Source organism: Aquariibacter albus, assembly GCF_014145335.1.
Classification (GTDB): Bacteria; Pseudomonadota; Gammaproteobacteria; order Burkholderiales; family Burkholderiaceae_C; genus Aquariibacter; species Aquariibacter albus.
This window is the reverse complement of the sequence record NZ_JACIVI010000002.1, coordinates 249,662-263,489: the sequence shown is the minus strand read 5'-3', so window position 1 is coordinate 263,489 and position 13,828 is coordinate 249,662. Positions and strand designations below refer to the sequence as shown.

Below are 13,828 nucleotides of genomic sequence, written 5' to 3'. Positions count from 1 at the left end.
CGACGTCCTCCGGGCCGGGCCGTCCCCGGGGCGACCGGCGGATCTGGCCGGGCACCTCGGGCACAGCGGTCAAACGGTCGCAACCGTTTCGAACCGCGGGACGAAACTTACGCGGCCACGACTTGACTGAAACCTGTCACGACCGAGCGTCGCAATATACCGGCAATGGCATGCGGGCCGGCAGCCTCCCGGCGGCGGCAGATCAGCGGTCCGCGCAGGATCCGATGAATCCTGCGCGGACCGGGCCGACTTACTTGTAGAGCACCTGCGGCAACCACAGGCCGATGCCCGGGAAGAGGTAGAGCAGCACGATCGCGACGATCTGGATGCCCATGAAGGGCAGCATGCCGGCGAAGATCTGGTTCAGCGTCACGTGCTTGGGGGCCACGCCCTTCAGGTAGAAGGCGCTCATGGCCACCGGCGGGCTCAGGAAGGCGGTCTGCAGGTTCAGCGCCACGAGCAGGCCGAAGAACAGCGGATCGACCCCGAAGTTGTCCAGCAGCGGAATGAAGATGGGCATGAAGATCACGATGATCTCGGTCCACTCCAGCGGCCAACCCAGCACGAAGATGATGACCTGGCTCAGGATCAGGAACTCGGTCTTCGTCAGGTTCATGCCGAGCACCCACCGCTCGACCAGTTCCTGCCCACCCAGCAGCGCGAAGGCAGCCGAGAAGATCGCCGAGCCGACGAAGAGCCAGCAGACCATGGCCGAGGTCTTGGCCGTCAGGAAGACGGATTCCTTGACCACGTTGAAGTTGAGCTGCTTGTAGGCCGCCGCCAGCAGGAAGCCGCCGAAGGCTCCGACGGCTGCGGCCTCGGTGGGCGTGGCCAGGCCGAACACGATGGAGCCGAGCACCGCCAGGATCATGATCAGCAGCGGGAAGAAGCTCGACAGCAGCATCTTGAAGATCTCGAAGCGCGTGGCGCTCAGGATCCCGTAGTACGCCAGCAGCGCAAGACCGGCCACGCCGACCCCGATCCAGTAGTTCTGCGAGGGGCCGACTGCCGCCGCCGGTGCCTCGGGCGCACCGGGCTCGGCCAGGCCGGGTTCGGCCAGGCCGCCGCGTGGCGCCGCGGCCGGCGCGGCCCCCGGCGGTTCGCTCAGGCTGCCGGCCGCACCCGGCGGCTCGCTCAAGCCGCCCGACGCACCCGGCGGTTCGCTCAAACCCTCCGAGGCGCCGGGTGGCTCGCTCAAGCCGCCCGAGGCCCCGGGCGGCTCGGCCAGCCCGCCGCCGCCGGCGCGGCGCTCGCTGGCCGCGCCGATCTCCTGCAGGACCGGTTCGTCGGCCGCCGGCAGGTCGGCCGAGGGGGCCCTCGGATAGGCCGCCAGCGCGACCAGCAGCACCAGCAGGGCCGGCAGCAGCGCGATCAGCAGCTGCTTGAGCAGGTAGCCCGTCGGCACCTCGGCATTGCGGCGACCCTTCAGGGCGCCAAGCAGCAGGGGCAGCACGCGGCGCTCGGGCGTCGCCCCGAGGGCCTTCAGCGGCCCGGGCAGGGGCACGGCCCGCTCGGCTGCGCTCAGCGGCGGGGCGAGCTCGGGCTTCACCTTGGCCAGGACGATCACGTACACGATGTACAGACCGGCCAGCATGATGCCGGGGAAGAAGGCCCCGGCGTAGAGCTTGACGACCGACACGCCGGCCGTCGCGCCATAGACGATCAGGAGCACCGAGGGCGGGATCAGGATGCCCAGGCAGCCCCCGGCCGTGATGGCCCCGGCCGAAACCGGCACGCTGTAGCCCGCGCGCAGCATGGCCGGCAGGGCCAGCAGGCCCATCAGCGTGACCACGGCACCGACGATGCCCGTGGCGGTGGCAAAGACCGCACAGGTCACCAGCGTGGCCACGGCCAGCGAGCCGGGCACCCGCGCCAGCGAGAGGTGCAAGCTCTTGAACAGCTTCTCGATCAGATTGGCCCGCTCGACCAGATAGCCCATGAACACGAAGAGCGGGATCGAGATGAGCACGTCATTGCTCATCACCTTGTAGGCCGACTGGACCATCAGGTCCAGGGTCTTGGTGGTGTTCTCCTCGTAGGCGATCCAGGTGAAGAGCATGCCCATGCCCATCAGCGTGAAGGCCGTGGGGAAGCCCAGCATGATGGCCACGACCACCAGCGACAGCATCAGCAGGCCGATGTGGCCGTTGGTGAGGGTGTCCACGCTGATCAGCATGGCCCCGGCCGCGGCGATGATGATCGCCATCAGCGAGAAGCCGAACCACAGTTCCTTGCGGAGTTTCATGCGCGGCCTCCGTTCTTGGCGCCCAGCGCGTCGAGGGCAGCGATGTCTTCGTCCTTCACGTGGACCATCTCCTTGAGCTTGTCGACGTCGACTTCCTCGACGTCCTGATCTCGCGACGGCCATTCGCCCTCACGCAGACACATCACGCAGCGCACGATCTCGACCAGACCCTGCAGCAGCAGGACCGCCCCGGCCACCGGGATCACGAACTTGAAGGGATAGAGCGGCAGCGCATCGGCGGAGAAGGTCTGTTCGCGGATCGCAAGCGACTCCTGCGCGAAGCCCCAGCCGGCCCAGGTCAGCGCCACGATGCCCGGCAGAAAGAACAGGATGTAGAGCACCAGGTCGATCGCAGCCTGGGTCCGCGGCCTGAAGAAGCCGTAGAGCACGTCACCGCGCACGTGGCCGTTCTTGCTGAGCGTGTAGGCCCCGGCTGTCATGAACAGGGTGCCGTACAGCATGATCTGGGCGTCCAGCACCCAGGCATGTGGCGTGTTCAGCGCGTAGCGGGAGAAGACCTCCCAGGAAATCAGCGCGGTGAGCAGCACCACCGTCCAGGCGCAGAGCTTGCCGAAGCCTGTGGACAGGCGATCGACGGCGAGCAGCAACTTTTGCATCGCGAATCCTTCGTTCTTCTGGACCGGCCGAGAAAGCGACAGGGGCGCCATCGCGGCGCCCCCGGGTCGTGTCAGCCCGTCATGCGGGCCGGTCTCAGCCCTTGCGGCCGAAGTAGTGGTTGAAGGCCATCGTGAAATCGACCAGGTAGTCGTTCTGCCACTGGCCGCAGCGCTGGGCGAAGGCGCGCTGGGAATCCAGCACCTTCTTGAACAGCGGGTTCTCGGCGGACTTCTTCTCGATAGTCTTGTCCCAGGCCTCAAGCTGGGCGCGCAGGATCGCGTCCGGGGTCTTGTAGAACTTGACGCCCGACTTCTTCATCTCCGCATAGTCGGTCGAGTTGCGGTGGATGGCCTTCCAGCTCATGTCGGCGCTGGAGGCCTGCACGGCGTAGTCGATCATCGCGCGCAGCTCGGCGGGCAGGCTGCGGTACTTCGGGCCGTTGAACAGGATCTCGAACTGCTCGCCGCTCTGGTGGAAGCTCTGCAGCATGCAGTTCTTGACCACGTCGGGGAAGCCGAGGATGCGGTCCGACGTCGCGTTGTTGAACTCCGCCGCGTCGATCAGGCCGCGGTCCAGCGCCGGGACGATCTCGCCGCCCGGCAGCGGATTGACCGCGGCGCCCATCTCAGTGAACACATCGACGGCCAGGCCGACGGTGCGGAACTTCAGCCCCTTCATGTCCTCGACCTTGGCGATCGGCTTCTTGAACCAGCCCAGCGGCTGGCTGGGCATGGGGCCGTACATGAAGCTGTTGACGTCGAGGTTCAGCGACTTGTAGATCTCGGCCACGAGATCCTTGCCGCCGCCGTAGTTGTGCCAGGCCAGGACCATGTTGGGGTCCATGCCGAAGGCCGGACCCGAGCCCCACAGGGCCAGGGCCGAGTTCTTGCCGTACCAGTAGGCGATCACGCCATGGCCCCCGTCGAGGGTGCCCTTGTGCACGGCGTCCAGCATCTGGAAGGCCGGCACCACCGAGCCGGCGGGCAGCACCTCGATCTTGAGGCGGCCGCCGGCCATGTCGTTGACCTTCTTCGCGAAGTCCAGCGCGTACTCGTGGAAGATGTCCTTGGCCGGCCAAGTGCTCTGGAAGCGCAGGGTGACGGTCTCCGCCTTGGAGATCATCGGCGCGGCCAGGGCGGTCGCGCCGACCGCGCCGGCGGAGGCCTTCTTCAGGAAGCGGCGGCGCGGTGCGCCCGGGCTCTTCTTGGCTTGGGTGTCGCTCATGGTGTCTCCTCAGGTCGGTCGGGTCGGCGCACTGCACGCATGCGCCGTGGATGGATGCCCAGCGGCGGATGCTAGGCAGCCCTCCCGAAAGGGGTCCTGCGGGAACCACGTACAGGCCCCCCCGAGCTTTCCCGGGCAGACCGCGCGACTCAGAGCGGGTTGTAGCCGTTGTCGACCGCGCCCGGCGGCAGCACGGGCAGCGGCTCATCGACGCTGGAGAAGGGCTGGCCGACCCGGTGCCGGAAGCGCCGCCGCTGCTCGTAGGGGAAGACATCGTGCACATGGCCGCCACCGATGCGGTCCTTGTGCGATTGCCAGAAGTCCACGTCGAGCAGGTCGGCGTGGTACTTCATGAAGATCTCGCGCACGCCTGGGTGGCCGAGCAGGAAGGGCCCGAAGGTCTCCGGGAACACGTCCTTGGGCCCGACGGCGTACCAGATCTCGCCCGACATCTCGTCTTCCTCGTTGCGCGGCGCGGGCACGCGGCGGAAGTTGCAGTCGGTGATGTACTCGATCTCGTCGTAGTCGTAGAACACCACCTTGCCGTGGCGGGTCACGCCGAAGTTCTTCCACAGCATGTCGCCGGGGAAGATGTTGGCGGCCACCAGATCCTTGATCGCGTTGCCGTACTCGAGGACGGCATGCTCCATCTGGTCCGGCCGGGCATCCTGCAGGTAGATGTTCAGCGGCACCATGCGGCGCTCGATGTAGAGGTGCCGGATGATCAGGCTGTCGCCGTCCTCCTCCAGCACGCTGGGGCAGAAGTGCTTGAGCTCGGCGACCAGTTCGTCCTCGAAGCGCGCGCGCGGGAAGGCCACGTTGCTGTATTCCAGCGTGTCGGCCATGCGGCCGACCCGGTCGTGCTGCTTGACCAGCAGGTACTTGCTCTGGATCAGCTCGCGGGTGGTGTCCTTCTGCGGCGGGTAGAAGTCCTTGATGACCTTGAAGACGAAGGGGAAGGACGGCAGGTCGAACACCAGCATCACCATGCCCTTGATGCCCGGGGCGATGCGGAACTTGTCGGTCGAGTGCCGCAGGTGGTACTGGAAGTCGCGGTAGAACAGGTTCTTGCCGTGCTTCTGCAGGCCCAGGGCGTTGTACAGCTCGGCCTTGGGCTTGCGCGGCATCAGCGAGCGCAGGAACTGCACGGTGGCGCTCGGGATGGCCATGTCGACCATGAAGTAGGCCCGCGCGAAGCTGAAGAGCAGCAGCATGTCGTCGACGCCGAAGAGGGCCGCGTCGATGTAGAGCTGGTTGTTCCGGTTGTGCAGGATGGGCAGCGCGAAGGGCGTCTCGACGAAGCCGTTCACGATCTTGCCGACCAGGTAGGCGCCCTTGTTCCGGTAGAACAGGCTGGAGAGGACCTGGATCTGGAAGTTGGTCTTCAGGCGGCCGTCGCCCAGGCGTTCGAGCACCGCTTCCAGGATGTGCGAGACGTCGTTGTCGAGATCGACGAAGGGCAGGGTCAGCCCGAAGTGCTCGACGATCTGCCGCACCGTCTCGCGCAGGGTGCTGCGCGTCGGGTAGTAGGAGCGGTAGGTCGGCTGCTCGGCCGGCTCCAGGTTCTCGATGTACTCGGTGCTCAGCGCCGGCCGCACGAACAGGATATCGTTGCGGAAGTAGCTGCGGTGCAGGATCTTGGTCGTGACCGAGTTGAAGAAGGTCTCGGCCAGCTCGGGCTGCATGTGGTCGGTCAGCAGGCCGATGTAGTGCAGCTTGATCTGCTGCCAGACCCCGGTGCTGAGCCGACTGGCCCCGAATTCGGATTCGAGCCGCTCCACGGCTTCGGCCACCCGGCGGTCGTAATACTCGATCCGCTCCCGCTGGGCACGCTGCTGGCCATGCCAGTCGGCCGCCTCGAAACGCTGTTTCGCCTCGGCGCTGGTCTGGCGGAAGAGGCGGTAGTGGCGGTTGAAGCCTTCGACCAGGGCCTGGGCGATGTCGAAGGCGTGTGTGTCGTCGAGAGCGGACGGAAACATCGGCGGCGGGGCGGTGGTCGGTCGGGAAGCGCCTCAGCGCGGGGGGGTGCCTGCCGCAGCGATGCGCTGGGCGTAGCGCGCCTTCAGGGCCGCCAGCGCGTCCTGGTAGCCCCGCGCCAGCGAATCGGCGTCGGTGGCGGAGAAGCTCAGGTCGTCGAGGAAGCCGTTCTTCAGCCCGTAGACCAAAGCATGAATCGTGACCGACTGCCCCCGCATCCAGGCGTCCTGCATGACAGTGGTCTGGCCGAGGTTGTTGACCTGCTCCAGGACATTGAGCTCGCACATGGCCTCGTGGCCGATCTCGACATCGGGCAGGCCGTAAAGCCAGTCGGCATGCTTCTGGCGCACGTCCTGCACATGGCGCAGCCAGTTGTCGGCCAGGCCGACCCGGGCCCCCAGCATGGCCGCCTTCACGCCGCTGCAGCCGTAGTGCCCGACGACCATCACGTGCTTGACCTTCAGCAGGTCCACCGCGAACTGCACGACGGACAGGCAGTTCAGGTCCGAATGGGCGACGACATTCGCCACATTGCGGTGCACGAACAGCTCGCCCGGGGCGAGATCGACGATCTCGTTGGCGGGCACACGGCTGTCGGCGCAACCGATCCAGAGGTACTCGGGCGCCTGCTGGTTCTGCAGACGCTTGAAGAAGCCGGGATCGGCCGCTTCGGTACGGGCCGCCCACGCACGGTTGCGCGTGAAGAGCGGGCTCAGCTCAGAGGGGTGTTGGGTGTCGCTCATGCCGCAAGTGTGCCAAGGCTTGTGCCGGCGCGGCACCCTGGGGGCAGGCAGGGGGCGCCGCCGCCGTGTACAACCCAGGTCCTGCCCCGTGTTGTCCCCCATGCCCTTTCTTCCCCACCACCCGCTTGGCGAGGCCCGGCCCGCCCCCGGCTCGCTCCAGCCGGTCGCGCCCGGCCTGCAGTGGCTGCGCATGCCCCTGCCCTTCGCGCTGGACCACATCAACCTGTGGCTGATCGACGACAGCCCGGCCCCCGGCGCATCCGGATGGACCCTGGTGGACACGGGCATCGACAGTGCCGAGACCCGCGCCCACTGGCAGGCCCTGCTCGACGGCCCGCTGGCCGGCCGGCCGCTGCGGCGGGTGATCGCGACCCACATGCACCCCGACCATCTCGGCCTCGCGCACTGGCTGTGCGCGCAGCACGGCGTGCCGCTGGCCATCAGCGCGGGGGACTGGCTCAGCGCGCAGCGCGCCTGCGGCGCCGCCGCCCCCGACAACCGCGCGCTGGCCGCCCACTACGCGCGCCACGGCGTGACGGACGAGGCCGTGCTTGACGGCATCCGCGCCCGCAGCGGCCTCTACGCCCGCCTGGTGCCGGCCGTGCCGGCCAGCTACCAGCGCCTGCTCGACGGCCGGCCCCTGACGATCGGCGGCCGGGCCTGGACGCCGATCGCCGGCTACGGCCACGCGCCCGAGCACATGGCCCTGTTCCGCCCCGCGCAGGACGGCAGCCCGCCGCTGCTGATCGGCGGCGACATGATGCTGCCGCGCATCTCCACCAACGTCGGCGTGTCCGAGACCGAGCCGGAGGCCGACGCCCTGGGCCTCTTCCTCGACTCGATCGAGCGCTTCCGCGCCCTGCCGGCCGACACCCTGGTGCTGCCCTCGCACGGCCTGCCCTTCGGCCGCGTGGCCGGGGCGCCGGCCGGGGCCGGCGGCCTGCACGAGCGCATCGACGCGCTGCAGGCCCACCATGCGGAGCGCCTGGCCGAGGTCGAGGCCGCCTGCCGCAGCGCGCCCCGCACCGCCTACCAGTTGCTGCCCCTGCTCTTCCGCCGGCCGCTGGACCTGCACCAGACCAGCTTCGCGATGGGTGAATCCATCGCCCACCTGCACCGCCTCTGGCACGCCGGCCGCTTGCAGCGCGAGGCCGATGCCGACGGCGTCTGGCACTTCCGCGCCGCCTGAGGGGCCGCCGCCGCTGCCCGAGAATCCGCGCCATGAGCTATTACCAGCGTCACATCTTCTTCTGCCTGAACCAGCGCGAGGGCGAGGCCGCCTGCGCCGACCACGACGCCCAGGCCGCCTTCGACCGCTGCAAGCAGCGCGTCAAGGCGGCCGGCCTGGCCGGCCCCGGCGGGGTGCGGGTCAACAAGGCCGGCTGCCTGGACCGCTGTGCCGGTGGCCCGGTCGCCGTCGTCTACCCCGAGGGCGTCTGGTACAGCTTCGTCGACGCCAGCGACATCGACGAGATCGTCGAGCAGCACCTCGGCCAGGGCCAGGTCGTCGAGCGCCTGGTGCTGCCGCCCGAGGTCGGCCGTTGAGCGCCGCGGCCAAGACCCGGGTCGGCCAGCGGCCCGGCCCGGCCGGTGCGCTGGCCTGTGCCTACGACGAGCCCCTGGACGTGGCCGAGGGCCGGGCCGCGCCGGCCGGCACCCTGATCTGCTGCCACCCGCACCCGCAGCACGGCGGCACCATGGAGAACAAGGTCGTGCAGACCTTCGTGCGGGCCGGCCTGATGCTGGGCTGGCGCGTGGTCCGCTTCAACTACCGCGGCGTCGCCTCGCCGCTGGGTGCCTCCGAGGGCGCCTGGGGCGAGGGTCGCGGCGAGCTGGACGACACCCTGGCCGTGCTGGCCGCCGAACGCCCGGCCCAGGGGCCCTGGGCCCTGGCCGGCTTCAGCTTCGGGGGCTGGATGGCCGCCGAAGCCGCGCTGCGCCTGCCCGAGGCCCACTGGCCGCAGCACCTCGGCCTGGTCGGCCCCTCCACCGCCCGCCAGCCGGTGCCCGCCCTGCCCGAAGGCCTGCGCGCGCGCACCCTGGTCGTGCACGGCGAGGCCGACGAGGTCGTGCCCCTGGCCGCCACCCTCGACTGGGCCCGCCCGCAGCAGATCCCGGTGACCGTGATGCCGGGTGTGGGACACTTTTTCCACGGCCAGCTGACCGGTCTGAAGCACCTGCTCGTGCAGGCCTGGCGGCCCTGAAGCCGCCGGCCCGTCCGGCCGGGGCCACCCCGACCGGAAGCCGCGCCCCCTCGGCGACCCTGCCCCCTCCCTCTGCCCTGACCGGTGTCCGGCGCCGCCTGCGGCGGCCCCGCACCTGCCCTCCCGATGACTGCCCCGTCCCCCACGCCCTCCCTCTTCCGCTCGGCCGGCCGCCTGCTCGGCGCCTTGCTGCTGCTCGGCGGCCTGCTGGCCGCACCGCTGGCCCGGGCCCAGGCCCCGCAGCCGCCGGAAGTGGCTGCGCGCTCCTGGCTGCTGCTCGATGTGTCGACCGGCCAGGTGCTGGCCGCCAAGGATGCCGACACGCCGACCGAGCCGGCCTCGCTGACCAAGCTCATGACCGCCTACCTGGTCTTCCAGGCCCTGAAGGACGGCAAGCTGAAGATCGACCAGACCCTGCCGATCTCCGAGCGCGCCTGGCGCACCGGCATGACCGGCGCCTCGCGCAGCTTCCTGCCGCTCAACAGCCAGGTGCGGGTCGACGACCTGCTCAAGGGCATGATCGTGCAGAGCGGCAACGACGCGACCGTGGCCCTGGCCGAAGGGGTGGGCGGCACGCTCGAAGGCTTCATCGACATGATGAACCGCCAGGCCGCGGCCCTCGGCCTGAAGCAGACCGCCTTCAAGAACCCCGAGGGCCTGAGCGCCCCCGGCCACCAGAGCACGGCCCGCGAGCTGAGCGTGATCGCCAGCCGCCTGGTGCTGGACTTCCCCGACTCGCTGCCCTACTACTCCATCAAGGAGTACACCTACAACGGCATCAAGCAGGGCAACCGCAACCTGCTGCTCTACCGCGACCCGACCGTCGACGGCCTCAAGACCGGCTACACCGACAAGGCCGGCTACTGCCTGATCGCCACCGCCAAGCGCGCGCTGCCCAATGGTGAGCGCCGCCTGCTGAGCGTGGTGCTGGGCGCCGACTCGATGAACAGCCGCGCCAACGAGAGCCAGAAACTGCTGAACTGGGGCTATGCCGCCTTCGACGCGGTCAAGCTCTTCGACGCGAACCAGGCCGCCGCCACCGTGCCCGTGTGGAAGGGCACGGCGCCGACCGTCAAGCTGGGCTCCACCCAGGCGGTGCGGGTCAATGTGCCGCGCGGCCAGGGCGAGAAGCTGGTCACCAAGATCGAGCGCAGCGACCCGCTGGTGGCCCCTCTCTCGGCCGGCCAGCGCGTCGGCACGATCAAGGTCAGCACGCCCGCGGGCACGCCGGTGGCCGAACTGCCGCTGGTCGTGCTGGAGCCGGTGCCGCTGTCGGGCCTGTTCGGCCGCGCCTGGGACGCGCTGCGTCTGTGGATCCAGTGAAGCCGGACGGAGCCGTGCGATGAGCGATGACCTGCCCCGCCCCGCCCCGCGCCCGGTCGGCGCACCGGAAGAGCGCTCGCTGATCGACTACCCCTGCGCCTTCCCCTTGAAGGTCATGGGGGCGAACGTGCCGGGCTACCGCGAGGCGGTGGTCCACGTCGCGCGTCAGTTCGACCCGGGCTTCGACCCGGCGACCGTCGAGGAACGCCCGAGCAAGGGCGGCAACTACCTGGGCCTGACCGTGACGATCACGGCCACCAGCCGCGAGCAGCTCGACGAGATCTACCGCACGCTCAGCAGCCACCCGATGGTGCGGGTGGTGCTCTAGGCGCCCGGGGCGCCTCCGGCCGAGGACGCGGTTGCGCTCAGGCTGCCGGCCGCAGCGCCGACACCGGCCACCACGGCAACAAGCGGCCCAGCGGCAGCACCCGGCCGGCCCCGGCGGCGGACACCCCGGGCAACCCGGCCAGCGCCGCGGCCCAGGCGGGGCTGGCCAGCAGGGCCTGCAGGCGCAGCGGCGCGGGGCGCTCCAGCGCGGCGCGCGGCAGCAGCAGCAAGCTGTGCTCCCGGGCCAGCGGCAGGAAGTCCAGGCCTGCGGCGCGGGCCGCCGTCTCCGGCCCGAAGGCCAGTGCGACGCGGCCCGCGACCACCTGCTCGGCCAGGGCCTCGGGGCTGGGCTCGATCTCGCCCGCGGGTGGCGGCGGCAGGCCGGCCTCGGCGCGCAGCTCGGCCAGGGCCAGTTCCTCGGCGCTGCCGTCGACGGCGCGCAGGCTGGGCAGACGGTCCAGATCGGCCAGGCCGGCCACCCGGTCCGGGTTGCCCGGTGGCAGCATCAGGCCCAGGCTGCGCTGGCCCAGCAACAGCAGCTTCTGCGCACCGGGCTTCAGCGCCGCGCGCCAGGCGCGGGCGGTCGGCCCCTCGCGGCGCAGGCCCTCGCGCAGGTGCATCGCCACGGCCTCGCAGCAGCCGCGGGCCAGGGCCTGCAGCGCCTCGGCCGGCGTGGCGGGCAGGCGCTGCAGGGCCAGGCCCTCGCGCCGCCCCAGGGCCAGCAGGCGGGCCAGGGCCGGGTCGGCGACCCCGGCCAGCCGCAGCGGCACGGCCTCGGGCGTGGCGGCGGTGTCGAACACGGCGTCCAACGCGTCCTGCAGCTGCTCGATCTGCGGCGCCAGCCGCGCCCGCGCCAGGCGCTCGGCCTGCAGCAGCGCGCCGCCGTAGGGCGTCAGCACCGCGCGCTGACCACGGGCCCAGTGCACCAGGGCCTGGCCCAGGCGCTGCTCCCAGCGCCGCAGCTCGCCCCAGCAATGGCGGTAGGACAGGCCGAGGCCGCGCGCGGCCTGCTGGATCGAACCCTGCGCGGCCAGGGCGGCGAGCAGCGCGAACAGCGGGTGCTGCAGCGCGGGCGGCACGGCGGCGCGGTCCGCGGCGGATTCGCCGAAGTGCAGGCGCAGCTCGACCCGGGGCGGGGCGGGCAGGCTCATGCCATCCCCCCCGACGCCGCGGTGGCGATCAGCGCCTGGCCAGGGGCCAGCGGATGCGCGAGGCAGGCCGCACGCACGCCGAAGCCGCGCGCGATCGGCCCGGGCTGCAGCACCGCGTCCGGCGGCCCTTCGGCCAGGCGGTGGCCGCCGGCCAGCAGCAGCACGCGGTCGGCATACTGCGCGGCCAGGTTCAGGTCGTGGACGATGGCCACCACGCCCAGGCGCCGCGAGGCCGCGAAGGCGCGCACCGTGGCCAGCAGACGGTGCTGCTGGGCCAGGTCCAGCGCGGCGGTCGGTTCGTCGAGCAGCAGCAGGCGGGGCTGCGGATCGTCGGCGGCCCAGAGCTGGGCCAGGGCCGCGGCCAGGAAGACGCGCGCCCGCTCACCGCCCGAAAGCTCGCGCAGGCCGCGCAGCGCGAAATCCGAGGCGCCCGTCAACGCCAGCGCCTGGGCCGCAATCGCGCGGGCCTCGGCCGGACTGTCGCCATGCGGGTGGCGGGCCAGCGCGACCAGCTCGGCCGCGTTGAAGTCGAAGGCCAGGTCGGTGTGCTGCGGCAGCACCGCGCGCAGCCGGGCCTGCTCGCGCGCCGACCAGTCAGCCAGCGGCCGGCCGGCCAGACAGAGCTCGCCGCACGGGCGCAGGCCCGACGCGGGCACCTCGCCGGCCAGCAGGCGCAGCAGGCTGGTCTTGCCGGCCCCGTTCTCGCCGAGCACGGCCAGCAGTTCGCCGGGCGCCAGGCGCAGGTCCAGCGGCTCCAGCACCACCCGGCCGTCGGCCTGGCGCAGGCCCAGGCCGTGCGCGGCCAGGACCAGCGCGTCGGCGCCCGGCGGACTGCGGCGCGCGGCCGTCCGGCGGAAACGGGCCAGGGGGGTCAGCAGGGGCATGGGACGACAGCCAAGGGTCAGAGCGGGCCGCGCCGGTGGCGCAGCAGGGCGATAAAGAAGGGCCCGCCGATCAGCGCGGTGACCAGGCCGATCGGCAGCTCGGCCGGCGCGACCAGGGTCCGCGCGACCAGGTCCGCACCCAGCACCAGCAGCGCACCCATCAGGATGGCGCCGGGCAGCAGCACGCGGTGGTCGGGCCCGGCGATCAGCCGCACCAGGTGGGGCGCGACCAGGCCGATGAAGCCGATCACCCCGGTGAAGGCCACCACGCTGCCGGTGGCCAGGGCCGCGGCCAGCACCGCGCCGGCCTTGGCCCGGCCGACGGCGATGCCGAGGTGGCCGGCACGCGCCTCACCCAGGGCCAGCGCGTTCAGCGCCGGCACCAGCGCCCAGGCGCCGAGCAGGGCCAGGCCGACCGCCGGGCCGACCGCCGCCAGCACCGGGCCGCTGGCGCCCGACAGGGCGCCGAGGTTCCAGAACGTCAGGGTGCGCAGCTGTTCGTCGCTGGCCAGATAGGCCATCAGGCCGACCCCCGCCATCCCCAGGGCATTGACCGCGATGCCGGCCAGCAGCACGCCGGCCAGCGAGAAGCCGCTCGGCCCGCTGCCACGGCCGATCAGCACGACCAGGCCGGTCGCCACCGCGCTGCCAAGGAAGGCCGCCAGCGGCAGCGCCGCCGGGCCGAGCGTGGCCAGCGCGGCCAGGGCGCCGCCGCCGGCCGTCGGGCCCAGCAGCACGATCACCGCCGCCGCGGCCAGCGCGGCGCCGGCCGCGCTGCCGATCAGCGTCGGGTCGGCCAGCGGATTGCGGAACAGGCCCTGCATCAGCACCCCGGCCGTGGCCAGGCCGGCCCCGGTGAGCATGGCCAGGCCGACGCGCGGCAGGCGGATGGCCTGCAGCACCGCGGCCTGCTGCGCGTCCACCGGCCCCAGGTCCAGGCCCAGGGCCTGCGCGAGGATGCGCAGCACCGCGCCGGGCGGAATTTCGTAGGCTCCGAGGCCGACGGCCAGCAGCGCGACCAGCAGCAGCGCGGCGGCCAGGGTCGGCAGCAGCAGCTGCGCGGGCACGCGGCCGGGTCGGCGCCCGGCCTCCGCAGCAGCGCTTGCGGCGCGGCCGGTCCCGTCCGCGGCCC

Annotated in this window: 13 protein-coding genes; 5 read left to right on the top strand and 8 right to left on the bottom strand. The window is 71.5% G+C overall.

What is annotated here, in order from left to right; all coding sequences use genetic code 11:
* Positions 1 to 250: 250 nt before the first annotated feature.
* From H4F90_RS08685 to can, 5 genes are all read right to left on the bottom strand, one after another.
* Positions 251 to 2,245 carry a TRAP transporter large permease gene (locus H4F90_RS08685; RefSeq protein ID WP_182663585.1) on the bottom strand — a complete coding sequence of 665 codons (1,995 nt, stop codon included), beginning with the start codon at positions 2,243 to 2,245 and terminating at the stop codon, positions 251 to 253.
* Entirely contained in the window at positions 2,242 to 2,862 is a 621-nt protein-coding gene (locus H4F90_RS08680) for a TRAP transporter small permease subunit (protein ID WP_182663583.1), read from the bottom strand. The genes H4F90_RS08685 and H4F90_RS08680 overlap by 4 nt, the downstream gene beginning before the upstream one ends.
* 94 nt (positions 2,863 to 2,956) lie before the next feature.
* Positions 2,957 to 4,087 (bottom strand): TRAP transporter substrate-binding protein, encoded by a 1,131-nt coding sequence (locus tag H4F90_RS08675; protein WP_182663581.1) that lies wholly within the window; start codon positions 4,085 to 4,087, stop codon positions 2,957 to 2,959.
* A gap of 149 nt (positions 4,088 to 4,236) precedes the next feature.
* Positions 4,237 to 6,066: a bifunctional isocitrate dehydrogenase kinase/phosphatase gene (gene aceK, locus H4F90_RS08670; RefSeq protein WP_182663579.1), complete on the bottom strand. Its 1,830-nt coding sequence runs from the start codon at positions 6,064 to 6,066 to the stop codon at positions 4,237 to 4,239.
* A 33-nt stretch (positions 6,067 to 6,099) separates the two neighbouring features.
* Complete coding sequence (gene can, locus H4F90_RS08665) at positions 6,100 to 6,807, bottom strand: carbonate dehydratase (protein WP_182663577.1); 708 nt, start codon at positions 6,805 to 6,807, stop codon at positions 6,100 to 6,102.
* Positions 6,808 to 6,907: 100 nt separating this feature from the next.
* Between can and H4F90_RS08660 the strand changes: the two genes are divergently transcribed.
* From H4F90_RS08660 to H4F90_RS08640, 5 genes are all read left to right on the top strand, one after another.
* Positions 6,908 to 7,996, top strand: coding sequence for an MBL fold metallo-hydrolase (locus H4F90_RS08660; RefSeq protein WP_182663575.1), 1,089 nt, complete (start codon positions 6,908 to 6,910; stop codon positions 7,994 to 7,996).
* A gap of 32 nt (positions 7,997 to 8,028) precedes the next feature.
* Entirely contained in the window at positions 8,029 to 8,352 is a 324-nt protein-coding gene (locus tag H4F90_RS08655; protein WP_182663573.1) for a (2Fe-2S) ferredoxin domain-containing protein, read from the top strand.
* On the top strand, positions 8,349 to 9,011 hold the full coding sequence (locus tag H4F90_RS08650; RefSeq protein ID WP_182663571.1) for an alpha/beta hydrolase: 663 nt from the start codon (positions 8,349 to 8,351) through the stop codon (positions 9,009 to 9,011). Before H4F90_RS08655 ends, H4F90_RS08650 begins: the two co-directional genes overlap by 4 nt.
* A 126-nt stretch (positions 9,012 to 9,137) precedes the next feature.
* Positions 9,138 to 10,334: a D-alanyl-D-alanine carboxypeptidase family protein gene (locus H4F90_RS08645; protein WP_182663569.1), complete on the top strand. Its 1,197-nt coding sequence runs from the start codon at positions 9,138 to 9,140 to the stop codon at positions 10,332 to 10,334.
* A 19-nt stretch (positions 10,335 to 10,353) separates the two neighbouring features.
* Positions 10,354 to 10,662 carry a YbeD family protein gene (locus tag H4F90_RS08640; protein WP_182663567.1) on the top strand — a complete coding sequence of 103 codons (309 nt, stop codon included), beginning with the start codon at positions 10,354 to 10,356 and terminating at the stop codon, positions 10,660 to 10,662.
* A gap of 37 nt (positions 10,663 to 10,699) precedes the next feature.
* Here the strand turns inward: H4F90_RS08640 and H4F90_RS08635 are convergent, their stop codons facing one another.
* From H4F90_RS08635 to H4F90_RS08625, 3 genes are read right to left on the bottom strand one after another with little or no spacing between them, the layout of a single operon-like run.
* Entirely contained in the window at positions 10,700 to 11,812 is a 1,113-nt protein-coding gene (locus H4F90_RS08635; protein WP_182663565.1) for a substrate-binding domain-containing protein, read from the bottom strand.
* Complete coding sequence (locus H4F90_RS08630; RefSeq protein ID WP_182663563.1) at positions 11,809 to 12,696, bottom strand: heme ABC transporter ATP-binding protein; 888 nt, start codon at positions 12,694 to 12,696, stop codon at positions 11,809 to 11,811. The genes H4F90_RS08635 and H4F90_RS08630 overlap by 4 nt, the downstream gene beginning before the upstream one ends.
* Before the next feature lie 17 nt (positions 12,697 to 12,713).
* Positions 12,714 to 13,763: a FecCD family ABC transporter permease gene (locus tag H4F90_RS08625; RefSeq protein WP_328700868.1), complete on the bottom strand. Its 1,050-nt coding sequence runs from the start codon at positions 13,761 to 13,763 to the stop codon at positions 12,714 to 12,716.
* Positions 13,764 to 13,828 lie beyond the last annotated feature (65 nt).

Excerpts from the sequence above, each read along its gene's own strand:
- H4F90_RS08645 (WP_182663569.1), top strand. The coding sequence starts at position 9,138 with ATGACTGCCCCGTCCCCCACGCCCTCCCTCTTCCGCTCGGCCGGCCGC.
- H4F90_RS08640 (WP_182663567.1), top strand. The coding sequence starts at position 10,354 with ATGAGCGATGACCTGCCCCGCCCCGCCCCGCGCCCGGTCGGCGCACCG.
- H4F90_RS08660 (WP_182663575.1), top strand. The coding sequence starts at position 6,908 with ATGCCCTTTCTTCCCCACCACCCGCTTGGCGAGGCCCGGCCCGCCCCC.
- can (WP_182663577.1), bottom strand. The coding sequence starts at position 6,807 with ATGAGCGACACCCAACACCCCTCTGAGCTGAGCCCGCTCTTCACGCGC.
- H4F90_RS08635 (WP_182663565.1), bottom strand. The coding sequence starts at position 11,812 with ATGAGCCTGCCCGCCCCGCCCCGGGTCGAGCTGCGCCTGCACTTCGGC.
- H4F90_RS08685 (WP_182663585.1), bottom strand. The coding sequence starts at position 2,245 with ATGAAACTCCGCAAGGAACTGTGGTTCGGCTTCTCGCTGATGGCGATC.
- H4F90_RS08675 (WP_182663581.1), bottom strand. The coding sequence starts at position 4,087 with ATGAGCGACACCCAAGCCAAGAAGAGCCCGGGCGCACCGCGCCGCCGC.
- H4F90_RS08630 (WP_182663563.1), bottom strand. The coding sequence starts at position 12,696 with ATGCCCCTGCTGACCCCCCTGGCCCGTTTCCGCCGGACGGCCGCGCGC.
- aceK (WP_182663579.1), bottom strand. The coding sequence starts at position 6,066 with ATGTTTCCGTCCGCTCTCGACGACACACACGCCTTCGACATCGCCCAG.
- H4F90_RS08655 (WP_182663573.1), top strand. The coding sequence starts at position 8,029 with ATGAGCTATTACCAGCGTCACATCTTCTTCTGCCTGAACCAGCGCGAG.
- H4F90_RS08680 (WP_182663583.1), bottom strand. The coding sequence starts at position 2,862 with ATGCAAAAGTTGCTGCTCGCCGTCGATCGCCTGTCCACAGGCTTCGGC.